At 62.0% G+C, this 14,321-nt stretch carries 15 protein-coding genes; 14 read left to right on the top strand and 1 reads right to left on the bottom strand.

The features are described 5' to 3' along the window. Nucleotides 1–4 precede the first annotated feature (4 nt). The 13 genes from phnD to GIW02_RS21285 all read left to right on the top strand — a co-directional run bounded on the left by phnD (nucleotide 5) and on the right by GIW02_RS21285 (nucleotide 12,027). Complete coding sequence (gene phnD, locus GIW02_RS21345; protein WP_236418125.1) at nucleotides 5–1,006, top strand: phosphonate ABC transporter substrate-binding protein; 1,002 nt, start codon at nucleotides 5–7, stop codon at nucleotides 1,004–1,006. A 147-nt stretch (nucleotides 1,007–1,153) separates the two neighbouring features. Then, nucleotides 1,154–1,936 carry a phosphonate ABC transporter, permease protein PhnE gene (gene phnE / locus GIW02_RS21340; RefSeq protein ID WP_058427920.1) on the top strand — a complete coding sequence of 261 codons (783 nt, stop codon included), beginning with the start codon at nucleotides 1,154–1,156 and terminating at the stop codon, nucleotides 1,934–1,936. 36 nt (nucleotides 1,937–1,972) lie between these two features. Continuing rightward, nucleotides 1,973–2,677, top strand: coding sequence for a phosphonate metabolism transcriptional regulator PhnF (gene phnF / locus GIW02_RS21335; RefSeq protein WP_236418126.1), 705 nt, complete (start codon nucleotides 1,973–1,975; stop codon nucleotides 2,675–2,677). Nucleotides 2,678–2,688: 11 nt separating this feature from the next. Further along, a complete protein-coding gene (phnG, locus tag GIW02_RS21330) occupies nucleotides 2,689–3,126 on the top strand; it encodes a phosphonate C-P lyase system protein PhnG (RefSeq protein ID WP_236418127.1) in 438 nt (145 codons plus the stop codon). Next, nucleotides 3,126–3,716 carry a phosphonate C-P lyase system protein PhnH gene (gene phnH / locus GIW02_RS21325; RefSeq protein ID WP_236418128.1) on the top strand — a complete coding sequence of 197 codons (591 nt, stop codon included), beginning with the start codon at nucleotides 3,126–3,128 and terminating at the stop codon, nucleotides 3,714–3,716. Before phnG ends, phnH begins: the two co-directional genes overlap by 1 nt. Continuing rightward, nucleotides 3,716–4,792, top strand: coding sequence for a carbon-phosphorus lyase complex subunit PhnI (locus GIW02_RS21320; protein WP_236418129.1), 1,077 nt, complete (start codon nucleotides 3,716–3,718; stop codon nucleotides 4,790–4,792). The genes phnH and GIW02_RS21320 overlap by 1 nt, the downstream gene beginning before the upstream one ends. Next, entirely contained in the window at nucleotides 4,785–5,627 is an 843-nt protein-coding gene (locus tag GIW02_RS21315; RefSeq protein ID WP_236418130.1) for an alpha-D-ribose 1-methylphosphonate 5-phosphate C-P-lyase PhnJ, read from the top strand. The genes GIW02_RS21320 and GIW02_RS21315 overlap by 8 nt, the downstream gene beginning before the upstream one ends. Then, the gene (phnK, locus tag GIW02_RS21310) at nucleotides 5,624–6,397 is read left to right on the top strand and encodes a phosphonate C-P lyase system protein PhnK (protein WP_456362089.1); all 774 of its coding nucleotides are present in this window, start codon (nucleotides 5,624–5,626) and stop codon (nucleotides 6,395–6,397) included. The genes GIW02_RS21315 and phnK overlap by 4 nt, the downstream gene beginning before the upstream one ends. After that, nucleotides 6,397–7,116: a phosphonate C-P lyase system protein PhnL gene (gene phnL, locus GIW02_RS21305; RefSeq protein ID WP_236418137.1), complete on the top strand. Its 720-nt coding sequence runs from the start codon at nucleotides 6,397–6,399 to the stop codon at nucleotides 7,114–7,116. The genes phnK and phnL overlap by 1 nt, the downstream gene beginning before the upstream one ends. Further along, complete coding sequence (locus tag GIW02_RS21300; RefSeq protein ID WP_236418131.1) at nucleotides 7,106–8,251, top strand: alpha-D-ribose 1-methylphosphonate 5-triphosphate diphosphatase; 1,146 nt, start codon at nucleotides 7,106–7,108, stop codon at nucleotides 8,249–8,251. Before phnL ends, GIW02_RS21300 begins: the two co-directional genes overlap by 11 nt. After that, nucleotides 8,251–8,823 carry a phosphonate metabolism protein/1,5-bisphosphokinase (PRPP-forming) PhnN gene (gene phnN / locus GIW02_RS21295; protein WP_236418132.1) on the top strand — a complete coding sequence of 191 codons (573 nt, stop codon included), beginning with the start codon at nucleotides 8,251–8,253 and terminating at the stop codon, nucleotides 8,821–8,823. Before GIW02_RS21300 ends, phnN begins: the two co-directional genes overlap by 1 nt. Continuing rightward, the gene (gene phnP, locus GIW02_RS21290) at nucleotides 8,814–9,563 is read left to right on the top strand and encodes a phosphonate metabolism protein PhnP (RefSeq protein ID WP_236418133.1); all 750 of its coding nucleotides are present in this window, start codon (nucleotides 8,814–8,816) and stop codon (nucleotides 9,561–9,563) included. Before phnN ends, phnP begins: the two co-directional genes overlap by 10 nt. A gap of 436 nt (nucleotides 9,564–9,999) precedes the next feature. After that, nucleotides 10,000–12,027, top strand: a complete 2,028-nt coding sequence (locus GIW02_RS21285; RefSeq protein ID WP_236422056.1) for a M10 family metallopeptidase C-terminal domain-containing protein — start codon at nucleotides 10,000–10,002, stop codon at nucleotides 12,025–12,027. A gap of 207 nt (nucleotides 12,028–12,234) precedes the next feature. On the opposite strand, the gene GIW02_RS21280 is transcribed toward GIW02_RS21285, so the two are convergent. Beyond that, nucleotides 12,235–13,431 carry an MFS transporter gene (locus GIW02_RS21280; RefSeq protein ID WP_236422054.1) on the bottom strand — a complete coding sequence of 399 codons (1,197 nt, stop codon included), beginning with the start codon at nucleotides 13,429–13,431 and terminating at the stop codon, nucleotides 12,235–12,237. A gap of 176 nt (nucleotides 13,432–13,607) precedes the next feature. On the opposite strand from GIW02_RS21280, the gene GIW02_RS21275 reads away from it, so the two are divergent. Then, a complete protein-coding gene (locus GIW02_RS21275) occupies nucleotides 13,608–14,228 on the top strand; it encodes a DUF5666 domain-containing protein (RefSeq protein WP_236420065.1) in 621 nt (206 codons plus the stop codon). Nucleotides 14,229–14,321 lie beyond the last annotated feature (93 nt).

Raw genomic sequence — 14,321 nt, 5'->3', positions numbered from 1 at the left:
CGCCATGTTGAACCGTATCGGCCACGTGTTTCTGTCTGCCGTGTTGCTGGCCAGTGTCGCGCTGGGCAACGCCCAGGCCGCCGACAAAGCCATCAACTTCGGCATCATGTCCACCGAGTCTTCGCAGAACCTCAAGAGCATCTGGCAGCCGTTTCTGGATGACATGCACAAGAAGACCGGCCTCACCATCAACGCCACCTTCGCCTCCGACTACGCTGGCCTGATCCAGGGCATGCGCTTCAACAAGGTCGACGTGGCCTGGCTCGGCAACAAGGCGGCGATGGAAGCGGTGGACCGCTCCAACGGCGAGATCTTCGCCCAGACCGCTGCCGCCAACGGCGCCGCCGGTTACTGGAGCGTGCTGATCGTGCGCAAGGACAGCCCGATCAACAACGTCGACGACATGCTCAAGAATGCCAAGAACCTGACCTTCGGCAACGGCGACCCTAACTCCACCTCGGGCTACCTGGTGCCGGGCTACTACGTGTTTGCCAAGAACCACGTCGACGCCGCCACGGCCTTCAAGCGCACGCTGAACTCCAGCCATGAAGTCAACGCGTTGAGCGTGGCCAAAGGGCAGTTGGATGTCGCCACCTTCAACACCGAAAGCTGGGACCGTCTTGAGGTCACCCAGCCCGACAAGGCCGCACAGCTCAAGGTGATCTGGAAGTCGCCGCTGATTCCTGCCGACCCGATGGTGTGGAGCAAGGCCCTGAGCGACAGCGAGAAGACCAAGATCCGCGACTTTTTCGCCCACTACGGCGACACCGATGAAGAGAAGGCGGTGCTCAAGAACATGCAGTTGGGCAAGTTCCTCGCCTCCAACGACGACCAACTGTTGCCGATCCGCCAGCTGGAGTTGTTCAAACAGCGCACCACCATCAGCGCCGATACCAAGCTGGAAGCTGCCGACAAGGCCAAGAAGCTGGCGGATATCGACGCCGACCTGGCCAAGCTGCAACAGCGCATCAGCGAGCTGGACAAGAAAACCGCAGCCAACGGCTAACCCCCTGTAGGAACCGGGTTCATGTGGGAGCGGGCTTGCTCGCGAAAGCGGTGAATCAGTCGCCGCATGCGTTGGATGACACACCGCATTCGCGAGCAAGCCCGCTCCCACATCAAGCCCAGTTCCAACCGTTATCGAGAGTGACCCATGACTACCTTGCACGCTGAAGCCGTCGGCAAGCGCACCTGGCCGCAGTACCTCGGCTGGGGCCTGTTCCTGGTCCTGCTGGCCTGGGCCTGGCACGGCGCGGAAATGAACCCGCTGGCGCTGTACCGCGATTCCGGAAACATGGCGACCTTCGCCGCCGACTTCTTCCCGCCTGACTTCCACGAATGGCGCAGCTACCTCAAGGAGATGATCGTCACCGTACAAATCGCCCTGTGGGGCACGGTGTTGGCCATCGTCTGCTCGGTGCCGCTGGGCATCTTGTGCGCCGACAACATCACCCCCTGGTGGGTGCACCAACCGCTGCGCCGGGTGATGGACGCCTTCCGCTCCATCAACGAAATGGTGTTCGCGATGTTGTTCGTGGTCGCGGTCGGCCTCGGCCCTTTCGCTGGCGTATTGGCCCTGTGGATCAGCACCACCGGCGTGCTCGCCAAGCTGTTTGCCGAAGCGGTCGAGGCCATCGACCCCGGCCCGGTAGAAGGCGTGCGGGCCACCGGCGCGAGTGCCTTGCAGGAAGTGATCTACGGCGTGATCCCGCAAGTGATGCCGCTGTGGGTGAGCTATGCGCTGTACCGCTTCGAAGCCAACGTGCGCTCGGCGACGGTGGTGGGCATGGTCGGCGCGGGCGGGATCGGCGTGATCCTCTGGGAAAACATCCGCGCCTTCCAATTCGTACAAACCTGCGCGGTGCTGCTGGTGATCATCGTGGTGGTGAGCCTGATCGACGTGCTGTCCCAACGCCTGCGCAAGCAGTTCATCTGACGCCGGAGGGGTGCCCGCGGGGCGCTTTTTTTAAGCATGCAGTTGTCTAGACAAGAAGAGCCGGTGTACCGCGAACTCGCGGACATCCTGCGCCGTGAACTGAGCAGCTACCAGGCCGGTGATTTCCTGCCCGGCGAGGTGCACATGGCCGAGCGTTTTGGCGTCAACCGCCACACCTTGCGCCGCGCCATCGACGAGCTGGTGTTCGAAGGCAGCCTGTTGCGCCGCCAGGGCAAGGGCACCCAAGTGCTCGACCGCCCGCTGATCTACCCGATGGGCGCCGAGACGTCCTACAGCCAGTCCTTGTCGGCCCAGGGCATGGGCGTCGAAGCGGTGTTGCTCAAGCGCCGCTACTGCTACGCCAGCCGCGAAGAGGCCGAGCACTTGGGCATCGCCGAGATGGCGCCGATGATCGAGCTGCAAACCCTGCGCAAACTCGACCACCAGCCCGTCAGCCTGATCCGCCATCGCTACTGCGCCAGCCGCGCGCCGTTGCTGGCCGACTACACCGGCGGTTCGTTGCGCCATTACCTGCGCGAGCGTGACCTGCCACTGACCCGCACCCACAGCCTGATCGGTGCGCGCTTGCCCAACCGCGATGAAGCCGCGCTGCTAATGATGCCTCGGCACCTGCCGGCCCTCACCGTATTCACCCTTTCCCGCGATCGCGATGGCCGCCCGGTGGAGCTGGCGCAGTCCACCAGCCGTTCGGATCGCTTTCAGTACCAGGTGGTGACTTGATGGAAACCCTGATGAGTGTGTCCCCGCGTCAGCATTGGATTGGCGTATTAGCCCGCGCCCAACTCGATGAACTGCAACCCCATGAAGCCGCCTTGAAAGACGCGGAATACCAGCTGATCCGCGCCCCGGAAATCGGCATGACCCTGGTGCGTGGCCGCATGGGCGGCAACGGTGCGCCGTTCAACGTCGGCGAAATGAGCGTGACCCGCTGCGTGGTGCGCCTGGCCGACGGCCGCACCGGCTACAGCTATGTGGCCGGCCGCGACAAGCTCCACGCCGAGCTGGCCGCCCTGGCCGACGCCCACCTGCAAGGCACGCAGCCAAGTCTGTGGCTCAGCGATTTGATCACCGCCCTGGCCACTGCCCAAGCCGAGCGCCGCGCACAAAAAGAAGCCGATACCGCTGCCACCAAGGTCGAGTTCTTCACCCTGGTGCGAGGAGAGAATTGATGAATGCTCAACTGTTGCAACCGGCGTTTGTCGAGCCGGTGCTGGATGCCCAGCGCGGTTTCCGTGCCGCGCTCAAAGCCTTGGCCGAACCGGGTCTGCGCCAGCATCTGCCATCGGCTCCGCGCCTCGACGGCCTGGCGCCCGCCACCTATGCCGTGTGCCTGGCCCTGCTGGATGTGGACACGCCCGTATGGCTGGCGCCGAGCTTCGACACGCCGCTGATCCGCGCCAACCTGGCCTTCCATTGTGGCTGCCCGTTGACGTCGAATCGCGCAGACGCGGTATTTGCCCTGCTCGGTGAACACGACCTGCTCGACCTCAGCGGCTTCGACCACGGCAATGACCGCTACCCCGACCAGTCCTGCACCTTGCTCGTGCAGCTCACCGAGCTGGAGTCTGGTCGTGGCCTGCTCTGGCGTGGCCCGGGCATCAAGACCCAGCACCAGGTGCACCTGCCGGTGCCTGAGGCCTTCTGGCAGGAACGTCAGCGCCGCGAAGCCTTCCCGCGCGGCCTGGATGTGCTGTTTGCCGCCGGCCATCACTTGATCGGCTTGCCGCGCAGCAGCCGCATTGCAGAGGAGCACGCCTGATGTACGTAGCCGTCAAAGGTGGCGAACAGGCCATCGACAATGCCCACCGCCTGCTGGCAAAAAAACGCCGGGGCGATACCGCGATTCCTGAACTCAGCGTGACGCAGATCCGCGAGCAATTGCCCTTGGCCGTGGCGCGGGTGATGACTGAAGGCTCGCTGTTCGACGAGGAACTCGCCGCGCTGGCGATCAAGCAAGCAGCGGGGGACCTGGTGGAAGCGATCTTCCTGCTGCGCGCCTACCGCACCACATTGCCGCGCTTCAGTCCGAGCCTGCCGATCGATACGGCGCAGATGTCCCTGAGCCGGCGTTTGTCGGCCACCTTCAAGGACGTGCCCGGCGGCCAACTGCTCGGCCCGACCTTCGACTACACCCATCGCCTGTTGGATTTTTCGCTGTTGGCCGAAGGCGAATACCCCGGCCCGCAGACCACGCCCGAAGCGCGCCTCGAAGCCTGCCCGCGCGTGCTCGGCTTGCTCGCCAAAGAAGGCCTGATCAAGCACGAAACCGACGACCACGCCACGGTCGCCGACATCACCCGCGACCCGCTGGAATACCCCGCCAGCCGCGCCGAGCGCCTGCAGGCCCTGGCCCGTGGCGATGAGGGTTTCCTGTTGGCGCTGGGCTACTCGACCCAGCGCGGCTACGGTCGCAACCACCCGTTTGCCGGCGAGATTCGTATCGGTGACGTGGAGGTGTGGATCGACCCGCAAGAGCTGGGCTTCCCCATCTGCCTGGGCAGCATCGAAGTGACCGAGTGCGAGATGGTCAACCAGTTCGTCGGCTCGGCCACCGAACTGGCGCAGTTCACCCGTGGCTACGGGTTGGCCTTCGGGCATGCCGAGCGCAAGGCCATGGGCATGGCGCTGGTCGACCGCTCGCTGCGCGCCGAGGAATACAACGAAGAGGTGGTCTCACCGGCCCAGCGTGAAGAGTTTGTGCTGGCCCACTGCGACAACGTCGAGGCGGCGGGTTTTGTCTCGCACCTCAAATTACCGCACTACGTGGACTTCCAGTCCGAGCTGGAACTGATCCGCAAACTGCGCCAACCCGCCGAGGGCTCCCGCCATGAATGACACGGCCTACAACTTCGCTTACCTCGACGAGCAGACCAAACGCATGATCCGCCGCGCCTTGCTCAAGGCCGTGGCGATCCCCGGTTACCAGGTGCCGTTCGGTGGCCGCGAGATGCCGTTGCCGTATGGCTGGGGCACCGGCGGCATGCAATTGACCGCCGCCATTCTGGGCGATGATGACGTGCTCAAGGTCATCGACCAGGGCGCCGACGACACCACCAACGCCGTCTCCATCCGGCGCTTCTTCGCCCGCACCGCCGGCGTCGCCACCACTGAAGCCACGCCGGACGCCACGGTGATCCAGACCCGCCACCGCATCCCGGAGACGCCGCTGCAGGCGGGCCAGATCATGGTCTACCAAGTGCCGATTCCCGAGCCGCTGCGCTTTATCGAACCGTCCGAAACCGAGACCCGCACCATGCATGCCCTGAATGATTACGGGGTGATGCACGTGAAGCTCTACGAAGACATCGCCACCTTCGGCCATATCGCCACCAGCTACGCCTACCCGGTGATGGTCGATGAGCGCTACGTGATGGACCCGTCGCCGATTCCCAAATTCGACAACCCCAAACTCGACATGAGCCCGGCGCTGATGCTGTTCGGCGCCGGTCGCGAAAAGCGCCTGTACGCGGTGCCGCCGTACACCCAGGTCACCAGCCTCGACTTCGAGGATCACCCGTTCGAGGTGCAGCAGTGGGAACACAACTGCGCAATCTGCGGCAGCCACGATTCGTTCCTCGATGAGCTGATTCTCGACGACGCCGGCACCCAGAGTTTTGTGTGCTCGGACACCTGGTACTGCGCGCAACGCGTCAAGGAGAACACCCAGTGAGCCAGCCGTTATTGCAAGTGCGTGACCTGTCCCTGCTGTACGGCCCGGAGAAGGGCTGCCAGGGCGTCAGCTTCGACCTGTACCCCGGCGAAGTGCTGGGGATTGTCGGCGAGTCCGGCTCGGGTAAATCCACCTTGCTCTCGTTGCTGAGCGGGCGTATGCCACCGCAGGCGGGCAGCATCGGCTACCGCAGCAAGGAGGGCGAATGGCTCGACCTCTACAGCGCCAGCGAAGCCGAGCGCCGCACCTTGCTGCGCACCGAATGGGGGTTCGTCGAGCAGAACCCGCGCGACGGTTTGCGCATGGGCGTGTCGGCCGGCGCCAATATCGGCGAGCGCCTGATGGCCCAAGGCGTGCGCAACTACCAGCAGCTGCGCGGAGCCGGGTTGGACTGGCTAGGCCAGGTAGAAATCGACCCGCAGCGCATCGACGACCTGCCGCGCAGCTTCTCGGGCGGCATGCAACAGCGTCTGCAAATTGCTCGAAATCTCGTGTCCAGCCCGCGTCTGGTATTCATGGACGAACCCACCGGCGGCCTCGACGTGTCGGTGCAGGCACGCCTGCTAGACCTGTTGCGCGGCCTGGTGCGTGAGCTGGATTTGGCCGTGGTGATCGTCACCCATGACCTGGCCGTGGCGCGCTTGCTGGCTGACCGCCTGATGGTGATGCGCCGCTCGCGGGTCGTGGAAACCGGGCTCACCGACCAGATCCTCGATGATCCACAGCACCCTTACTCTCAACTGCTGGTGTCTTCGGTATTGCAGCCATGATGAATGCCCTGATCGAGGTCCGTGACCTCTCGAAAACCTTCACCCTGCACCAGCAGAACGGCGTGGTGCTCAACGTGCTGCGCGGTGTGGACTTCAGTGTGCAGGGCGGCGAATGCCTGGTGCTGCATGGCCAGTCCGGTGCGGGTAAAAGCACCTTGCTGCGCACGCTCTACGGCAACTATCTACCGGCGGGCGGCAGCATTCGCGTGCAGCATGCCGGCGCGTGGCTGGAACTGGTCGGCGCTGAGCCGCGCGACATTCTGCAGGTGCGCCAGCAAACGCTGGGTTACGTCAGCCAGTTCCTGCGGGTGATCCCGCGGGTGGCCTGCCTGGAGGTGGTGATGGAGCCGGCCCTGGCCCGTGGCTGGTCCAGGGCCAACGCGCAGTCGCGCGCCGAACATCTGCTGAGCCGCCTGAATATCCCCCAGCGCCTGTGGCAACTGGCGCCCGGCACCTTCTCCGGTGGCGAGCAACAGCGCGTCAACATTGCCCGTGGCTTTATGGTCGAGTGGCCGGTGATGTTGCTGGACGAGCCCACCGCGTCCCTGGATGACAGCAATCGCCAGGTCGTGCTGGAGCTGATGAACGAAGCCAAGGTGGGCGGCGCCGCGCTGATCGGCATTTTCCACGACCGCGCCGCCCGTGAAGCGGTCGCCGACCGCCATTTCGACATGACCCCCGCACCCGCCGCTCAAGAGGAATACGCCCATGCCCGCTGAACAGATCCTCAGTAACGCCCAGATCGTCACGGCTGAGCGCATGTTCCTCGGCTCGGTCGTGTTGCGCGACGGCCAGATCGTAGACCTGGCCGAAGGCCGCAGCCAGTTGCCCCAGGCCCAGGACCTGGGCGGGGATTTCCTGCTGCCGGGCCTGGTGGAATTGCACACCGACAACCTGGAAAAACACATGACCCCGCGCCCGGGTGTGGATTGGCCGTCGACCTCGGCGGTGCTCAGCCACGACGCGCAGATCATCGCAGCGGGCATCACCACGGTGTTCGACGCGGTGTCCATCGGCGACGTGAACCCCAAGGGCAATCGCATGCAAAAACTGCCGGTGATGCTCGACGCCATTGCCGAGGCGCAAGGCGCCGGCCTGACCCGCGCCGAGCACCACCTGCACCTGCGCTGCGAGCTGTGCCACCCGGATACCCTCAGCGTGTTCCGCGACCTGGTGGAAAACCCCTTGGTGCGCCTGGTGTCGGTGATGGACCATTCGCCGGGCCAGCGCCAGTTCGTGCTCGAATCCAAGTACCGTGAGTACTACATGGGCAAGTACCACCTCAACGACGAAACAATGGACGCCTTTATCGTGCTGCAAATGGCCAACTCCCGGGAGTACAGCGACCGTTACCGCGCGGCCATCGTCGAGCATTGCCTGGCGCGCGGCCTGTCGGTGGCCAGCCATGACGACGCGACCCTGGCCCATGTAGAAGAGTCGGCGCGCTATGGCATGACTATCGCCGAATTCCCCACCACCCAGGAAGCGGCGAAGGGTTGCCAGGCACTCGACATGAAAGTGCTGATGGGTGCGCCGAACGTGGTGCGCGGGGGGTCGCACTCGGGTAATGTGGCCGCCGCCGGCCTGGCTGCCGAGGGCTTGCTGGATATACTCTCCAGCGACTACTACCCGGCCAGCCTTTTGCAGGCGGCGTTCGTGCTGGCCGACCAACAGGATGGCGGCGACCTGGCGCGGGCGGTCAAGATGATCAGCCTGGCGCCTGCGCAAGCGGCGGGGTTGAGTGATCGCGGTGAAATTGCCATTGGCCTGCGCGCCGACCTTGTGCAAGCCAGGAGCCGCGAGGGGCTGCCAGTGGTGCAACAAGTCTGGCGACAAGCGAAGAGGGTGTTTTGATGGCAGGCAGGTTGATCTATCTCATCGGGCCATCGGGTTCGGGCAAGGACAGCCTGCTGGATGCCGCACGCCCACGCTTGGCCGAACGCGGTTGCCGGATTGTGCGCCGCGTGATCACGCGGTCGGCGGAAGCCGTGGGGGAAGCGGCCCAGGGCGTGAGCCCGCAACAGTTTGCCGCGCTACAGGCCGAGGGCGCGTTTGCCCTCAGTTGGCAGGCCAATGGGTTGGCCTATGGCATTCCTCGCGAGATCGACGCCTGGCTGGCGGCGGGGGATGACGTGCTGGTCAACGGCTCCCGCGCGCACCTGGGGCACACCCGCGAGCGCTACCCGGAGGTGCTGGTGCTATTGCTGACGGTGGATCAAAGCGTGTTGCGCCAGCGTCTGATTGCACGCGGGCGCGAGTGCCTGGCGGATATCGAAGCACGCCTGGCGCGCAATGCGCGGTTCACCGCCGAGTTGATCGCAGGCCATGGCTCGGGCTTGTTGGTGCTGGACAATTCCGGCCCGCTGGAGCACACCGTCGAGCGCCTGTTGTGCTGCCTGGACCACGGGCACTCGGCATGCGCCTGACCCTGCTGGGCACCGGTGATGCGCGGCAAGTCCCGGTGTATGGCTGCGACTGCGCGGCCTGTGCCCTGGCGCGCAGTGACCACAGCCTGCGCCGCCGCCCCTGCAGCGCGCTGATTGAATGCGGCGACCAGCGCTGGTTGATCGACAGCGGCTTGCCCGACCTCACCGAACGCTTCCCGCCGCGCAGCTTTAACGGGATTTTCCAGACCCACTACCACGCCGATCATGCCCAGGGGCTGCTGCACCTGCGCTGGGGCCAGGGCCTGGTGATCCCGGTGCATGGCCCGGCGGACCCGGAGGGGTTGTCCGACCTGTACAAGCACCCGGGTATCCTCGATTTCAGCCAGCCATTTGCCGAGTTCGAGACACGGCAATTCGGCGAGCTGCGTGTCACGGCGTTGCCGTTGCAGCACTCCAGATTAACCTTGGGTTACCTGCTGGAAGGGCAAGGGCGACGCATCGCCTACCTCACCGACACCGTCGGCCTGCCCCCGGCCACCCTGGCCTGGCTGCAACGCGACCCGCTCGACGTGCTGGTGCTCGACTGCTCCATGCCACCGCAGCCCCACGCCCCGCGTAATCACAACGACCTGACCCTGGCGCTGCAAAGCATAGAGGACACCGGTGCGCAACTGGGCGTGTTGACCCATGTGGGGCATACGCTGGACGCATGGTTGCTGGCGCATCGGCGGGAGCTGCCGCGGCATGTTTCGGTGGGCTGGGATGGGCGTGTTATCTAGCAGGCACTGCAACTTTCTTTTGTGCTCATAAGTGTAAGACCTTTGCTTTTAATTGAATGACAACGGGTTTGCGGCGTTCGGCTGTCACGCGCTCGGGTAGTTTTTTAGTGGTCGGAGTGTTGACTGACTTGGTGGTGATGTGTGTAAGAGAGTTGTTGTGCGTGTGTAAGATTGTTTTTCGAAACAGTGGGGTGATTTCTATTGTTTTAAAAGAAAAATGATGCGACCGCTTGCCAGCTGGGGTTTGCTTTTTTGGGTAGTTGATGTGTGTTGTTCTTTGTGCGATTTATTTGACGTGTTTAGTAATCTAATTTGCCTTTGTTGTCAGGTTTTTCATATGCGACTCTTCAATCCGTTGAGTGAGTTATAGAGGCAGTGCTCATTCGTTTTTTCTGGTTTTTTCTGGTTTGTTCAATGGTTTTTTTCAGGGGGTTGAATGGTCAGTCGTGATATGTCGGGTACTTCTCTTGGGCGCAACGCTCAGGCTTATTCGCAATTGAATTTATCGTCTGCACACGTGGGGTCTGGTCACCAGGCCGACAATGGTAAACCGTCCCTTTCAACGGATGAGGCGGGAAAAAAGATTACCCGGGGAGGCTTCCGGCACTATGATCGAAACGGGGACGGAAAAATCGAGTTGTCCTTTACGATTGACTCGAGGTTCTCGGCCAGTCAGCAGGCGCGTATAAAACAATCGCTGAACGCTTGGCAAGACGTTGCAAATATCACGTTCAAAGAAAACGCTACAGACGTTGATGGGTCACTGCGATTTATTAAAGATCCTAACACCAGCGGTGGGCTTGGGGATTTGCCGAATCATTATTTTGGCGACATGCGGTTGTTTATTGGGACGAAGAATACGCCCGATTCGCCACCTGACGGAAGTTACTTCACAGTTACCGCGATTCATGAAATTGGCCATGGTATTGGTCTTGAACACCCTGGCAGTTATAGCAGTGCTGAGGGGGGCTACGATAACAAAGCAGAGTATGCAGAAGATACCTACGCTCGAAGTGTGATGAGCTATTGGAGAGAAACTCATCAGCCGGGGCATGATTTCAATTGGCGTTCTGCGTCCACGCCGATGCTGGATGATATTACTGCTGTACAGCAGCTTTACGGCGCCAATACCAATACCCGTACGACCAACACGACCTATGGTTTCAACTCTAATACCGGACGTGAGAATTTTAGTCTCAAGGCGTCCAACAGCCCGCCCATCTTCAGTGTCTGGGACGGTGGCGGTGATGATACGTTGGATTTTTCCGGGTTTCGGCAGCGCCAAGTGATCAATCTGAATGCGGAGTCCTTTTCCGATGTGGGCGGGTTGAAGGGTAACGTTTCCATTGCCAAAGGTGTGCTGATTGAAAACGCAATAGGCGGCGCAGGCGACGATCAACTGGTGGGTAATGCGGCCAACAACAGGCTTAAAGGCGGGGCGGGTGCAGATAAACTAAGAGGGGGAACTGGGGCGGATGTTTTTACCTACGACGATGCGAGCGACTCTACCTCAGCGATGCCGGATGAGATCCTGGATTTCACCAGCGGAGCCGACAAAATTGACCTCTCCGGCATCTTGAAAAAAAGCCAACTGTCCACGGTGCGTATCGTTGAGCGGTTCACTGGCAGGCCGGGTGAAATTGTCCTGGATTACAACGAGCAAACCGGCCGGGCAAGCTTGAGCCTTGACCTTACCGGTAATGCGAGGCCCGACGTGCTGATCAACGCCCAAGGGGTTATCCGATCTGCCGACCTGGTCACGGGCAAGGACCTTAAACGCATCACTGCGGAACCGCATAAGACACCCGATCCAAAACTTGCCCCCAAACCTGGCGCTTCAGACACCGTTTACGGCTTCAACTCCAACACGGGCAATCCGTCCATGAGCCTGAATGCATCCAGCAAAGCGCCATGGTTCAAGGTGACGGACCCAGGGGGCAATGACACCCTGGATTTCTCAGGCTTCAAGCAGGCTCAGCGCATCGATCTACGTTCTGGTGCGGCATCCAGTGTAGGCGGGGGAGTCAACAATGTTGCCATAGCCAAAAATGCCGTCATCGAGAATGCCATCGGTGGTTCCGGCGATGATTTACTGATCGGTAACTTCACCAATAATGTGCTCAAAGGTGGCGCAGGCACAGACACGTTATGGGGTGTTGGAGGGGCGAATACGTATGCCTACGATAAGGCAAGCGACTCGACTTACCCTGCTGCTGATCTGATCATGGATTTCGTCAGTGGTCGGGACAAGATCGACCTGAGTGCACTTCAGCGAGAGGCCAACACTCCGTTACGACTTGTCGACAGCTTCACCGGCCGCATCGGCGATACCGTCGTGACGTTCAACCCACAGAGCGGTCGATATTTTGTGGCAGTGGACCTCACGGGTAATCGCCAAACAGACTTTCTGGTTAAAAGTACTCGGCTGATCAAACCGCAGGACGTGCTTGGCCTGGCCTCTTGAATCAGCCCTCGGTCTTTAGCTGCCGTTCCACGTAGTCCACAAACGCCCGCGCTTTGGCACTTGCCATGCGCCCACGTTTCCATGGCCGAGAGGCGTTGGGCTATCGGGTGAGGGCGTCAAGCCTCGCCGAGGGTTCTGGGCGTTGAGTGTAATGCGGGTTGACCTCGGCGTGACGGATCCGCTGTCCTGGCTGATGACCTGAGGGCCTCAGGCCGTAGCGACCGAGGCTCCACGCGATGCACTCAGGAACCGCAACAGCGCCACCAGTGGGAACGCACTGCCCACCAGCATCACGCCCAACCAGCCGCCGTGTTCATACACGCTGCTGGCGATTGCCGAGCCCAAGGCTCCGCCGATGAAGATGCTGGTCATGTAGAGCGCGTTCAGGCGGCTGCGGCTGTTGGCGTCGAGGGCATAGATGGCGCGCTGGCCGAGGACCATGTTCATCTGCACGCAGAAGTCCAGGACCACGCCGGTCACCGCCAGGCCGATCACGCTGTACAGCGGATGCACGAAGGCCGGCAGAAAGCTCAGCACCGCCAACACCATGGCCAGCAATGAGGCGCGATGGGTGTGGCCGGCATCGGCCAGGCGCCCGGCGATAGGCGCGGCGATGGCACCGATGGCACCGACCAGGGCGAAGATCGCGATCTGGGTCTGGGTCAGGCCGTGGTTGCGTACCAGCTCCAGCGGCGCGGCAGTCCAGAACAGGCTGAAGCTGGCGAACATGCAGCCTTGATAGAACGCGCGTTGGCGCAGCAGCGGCTGTTCACGCAGCAGGGTGCCCAGCGAGCGCAAGAGTTGGCCATAGCTGGCGCTGTGGTCGGGCTGGCGCTTGGGGATGGTCAGCATCAGCACCACGCTGATGAACGCCATCAGGGCGGCAGCCGCGACGAACATCGCACGCCAGCCCAAGTGGTCGGCCACGATGCTGGACACCGGCCGCGCCAGCAGGATACCCAGCAACAGGCCGCCCATGATGCTGCCGACCACCCGGCCACGGGATTCGGCAGGGGCCAGGTGTGCGGCCAAGGGGATGAGAATTTGTACGGAGACGGAACTGAACCCGATCAGCAACGACACAAGAAGGAACAAATTCGGCTGCTCGGTAAACGCTGCACCCAGTAGGCTGGCGATGGCTACCACTGTGGTGGTGATCATCAGCTTGCGGTTTTCCAGCAGGTCGCCCAGGGGCACCAGGAAGAACAGGCCCAGGGCATAACCGATTTGCGTCAGCGACACGATCAGGCTGGCCATTGCAGGCGTGAGGCCAATGTCCGGCGCGATCATCTCGATGATCGGCTGCGCGTAGTAGATGTTGGCGACGATAGCGCCGCAGCAAAACGCAAACAGCATCACCATGCTCCGGGTCATGGTGGTTGTAGCGTGGGTAGTAGCGTTCATGGTGTTCTCATAAAAGCGAAGGAAAGTGGGGCGAGCCTAAAGACAACACCTTAGCCAGAGTAGGCCGCTGGCAGTGATAACACTCATGCCCGGTAATGATGAGTGAATCGTTAACTTTCTGCGCGAGCGCCAATGATACATTCAGACACAACTGCCGAAACAGGAAATCCATAGCGATGAAGATCACGTTGAACAAGATGCTCATGGCCTCCACCCTTGCCGCAGCCATGGCCATAGGCTTGGCCAACGCCCAGGCCGCCGATGCGCCGCGCGTCGGCGTACGCGGTGCAATCACCGCCATTGACGGCGACGCCCTGCACGTCAAGGTCAACAGTGGCGAAGACGTCACCGTGCACTTGACCCAGAACACCCAGGTACGTGCCGTGACCCTGGCCAAGATCGATGAGATCAAGCCGGGCAGCTATATCGGCTCCGCGGCCATGCCCAACGCCGACGGCACCTTGACCGCGCTGGAAGTGCACGTATTCCCCCCCGCCATGGCCGGCACCGGCGATGGGCATCGGGCGTTTGACCTGAAAGAAGGCAGCAGCATGACCAACGGCACGGTCGGCGACCTGGTGGTCAGCAACGGGCGAACCCTGACCGTGAAATACAAAGGCGGCGAGAAGAAGATCGTGGTGCCGGACGATGTGCCGATCGTCAACCTGGAGCCGGGTGATCGCAGTTTGCTCAAACCGGGGGTGAAGGTAGTGCTGTTTGCGTCGCAGGCGGCGGATGGGACGGTGACTGCGCAGGCTATTTCGGCGGGCAAGGACGGCGTCACACCGCCGATGTAGGGACACATACAGATATAAATGTGGGAGGGGCGGTGCGACGATTCGACTTGCCCCCGATAGCGGTGGATCAGTTACAGATGAGCTGACTGAACT

This window comes from Pseudomonas syringae (assembly GCF_021606685.1).
Taxonomy (GTDB): domain Bacteria; phylum Pseudomonadota; class Gammaproteobacteria; order Pseudomonadales; family Pseudomonadaceae; genus Aquipseudomonas; species Aquipseudomonas syringae_R.
This window is presented reverse-complemented; position numbering and strand designations above follow the sequence as displayed.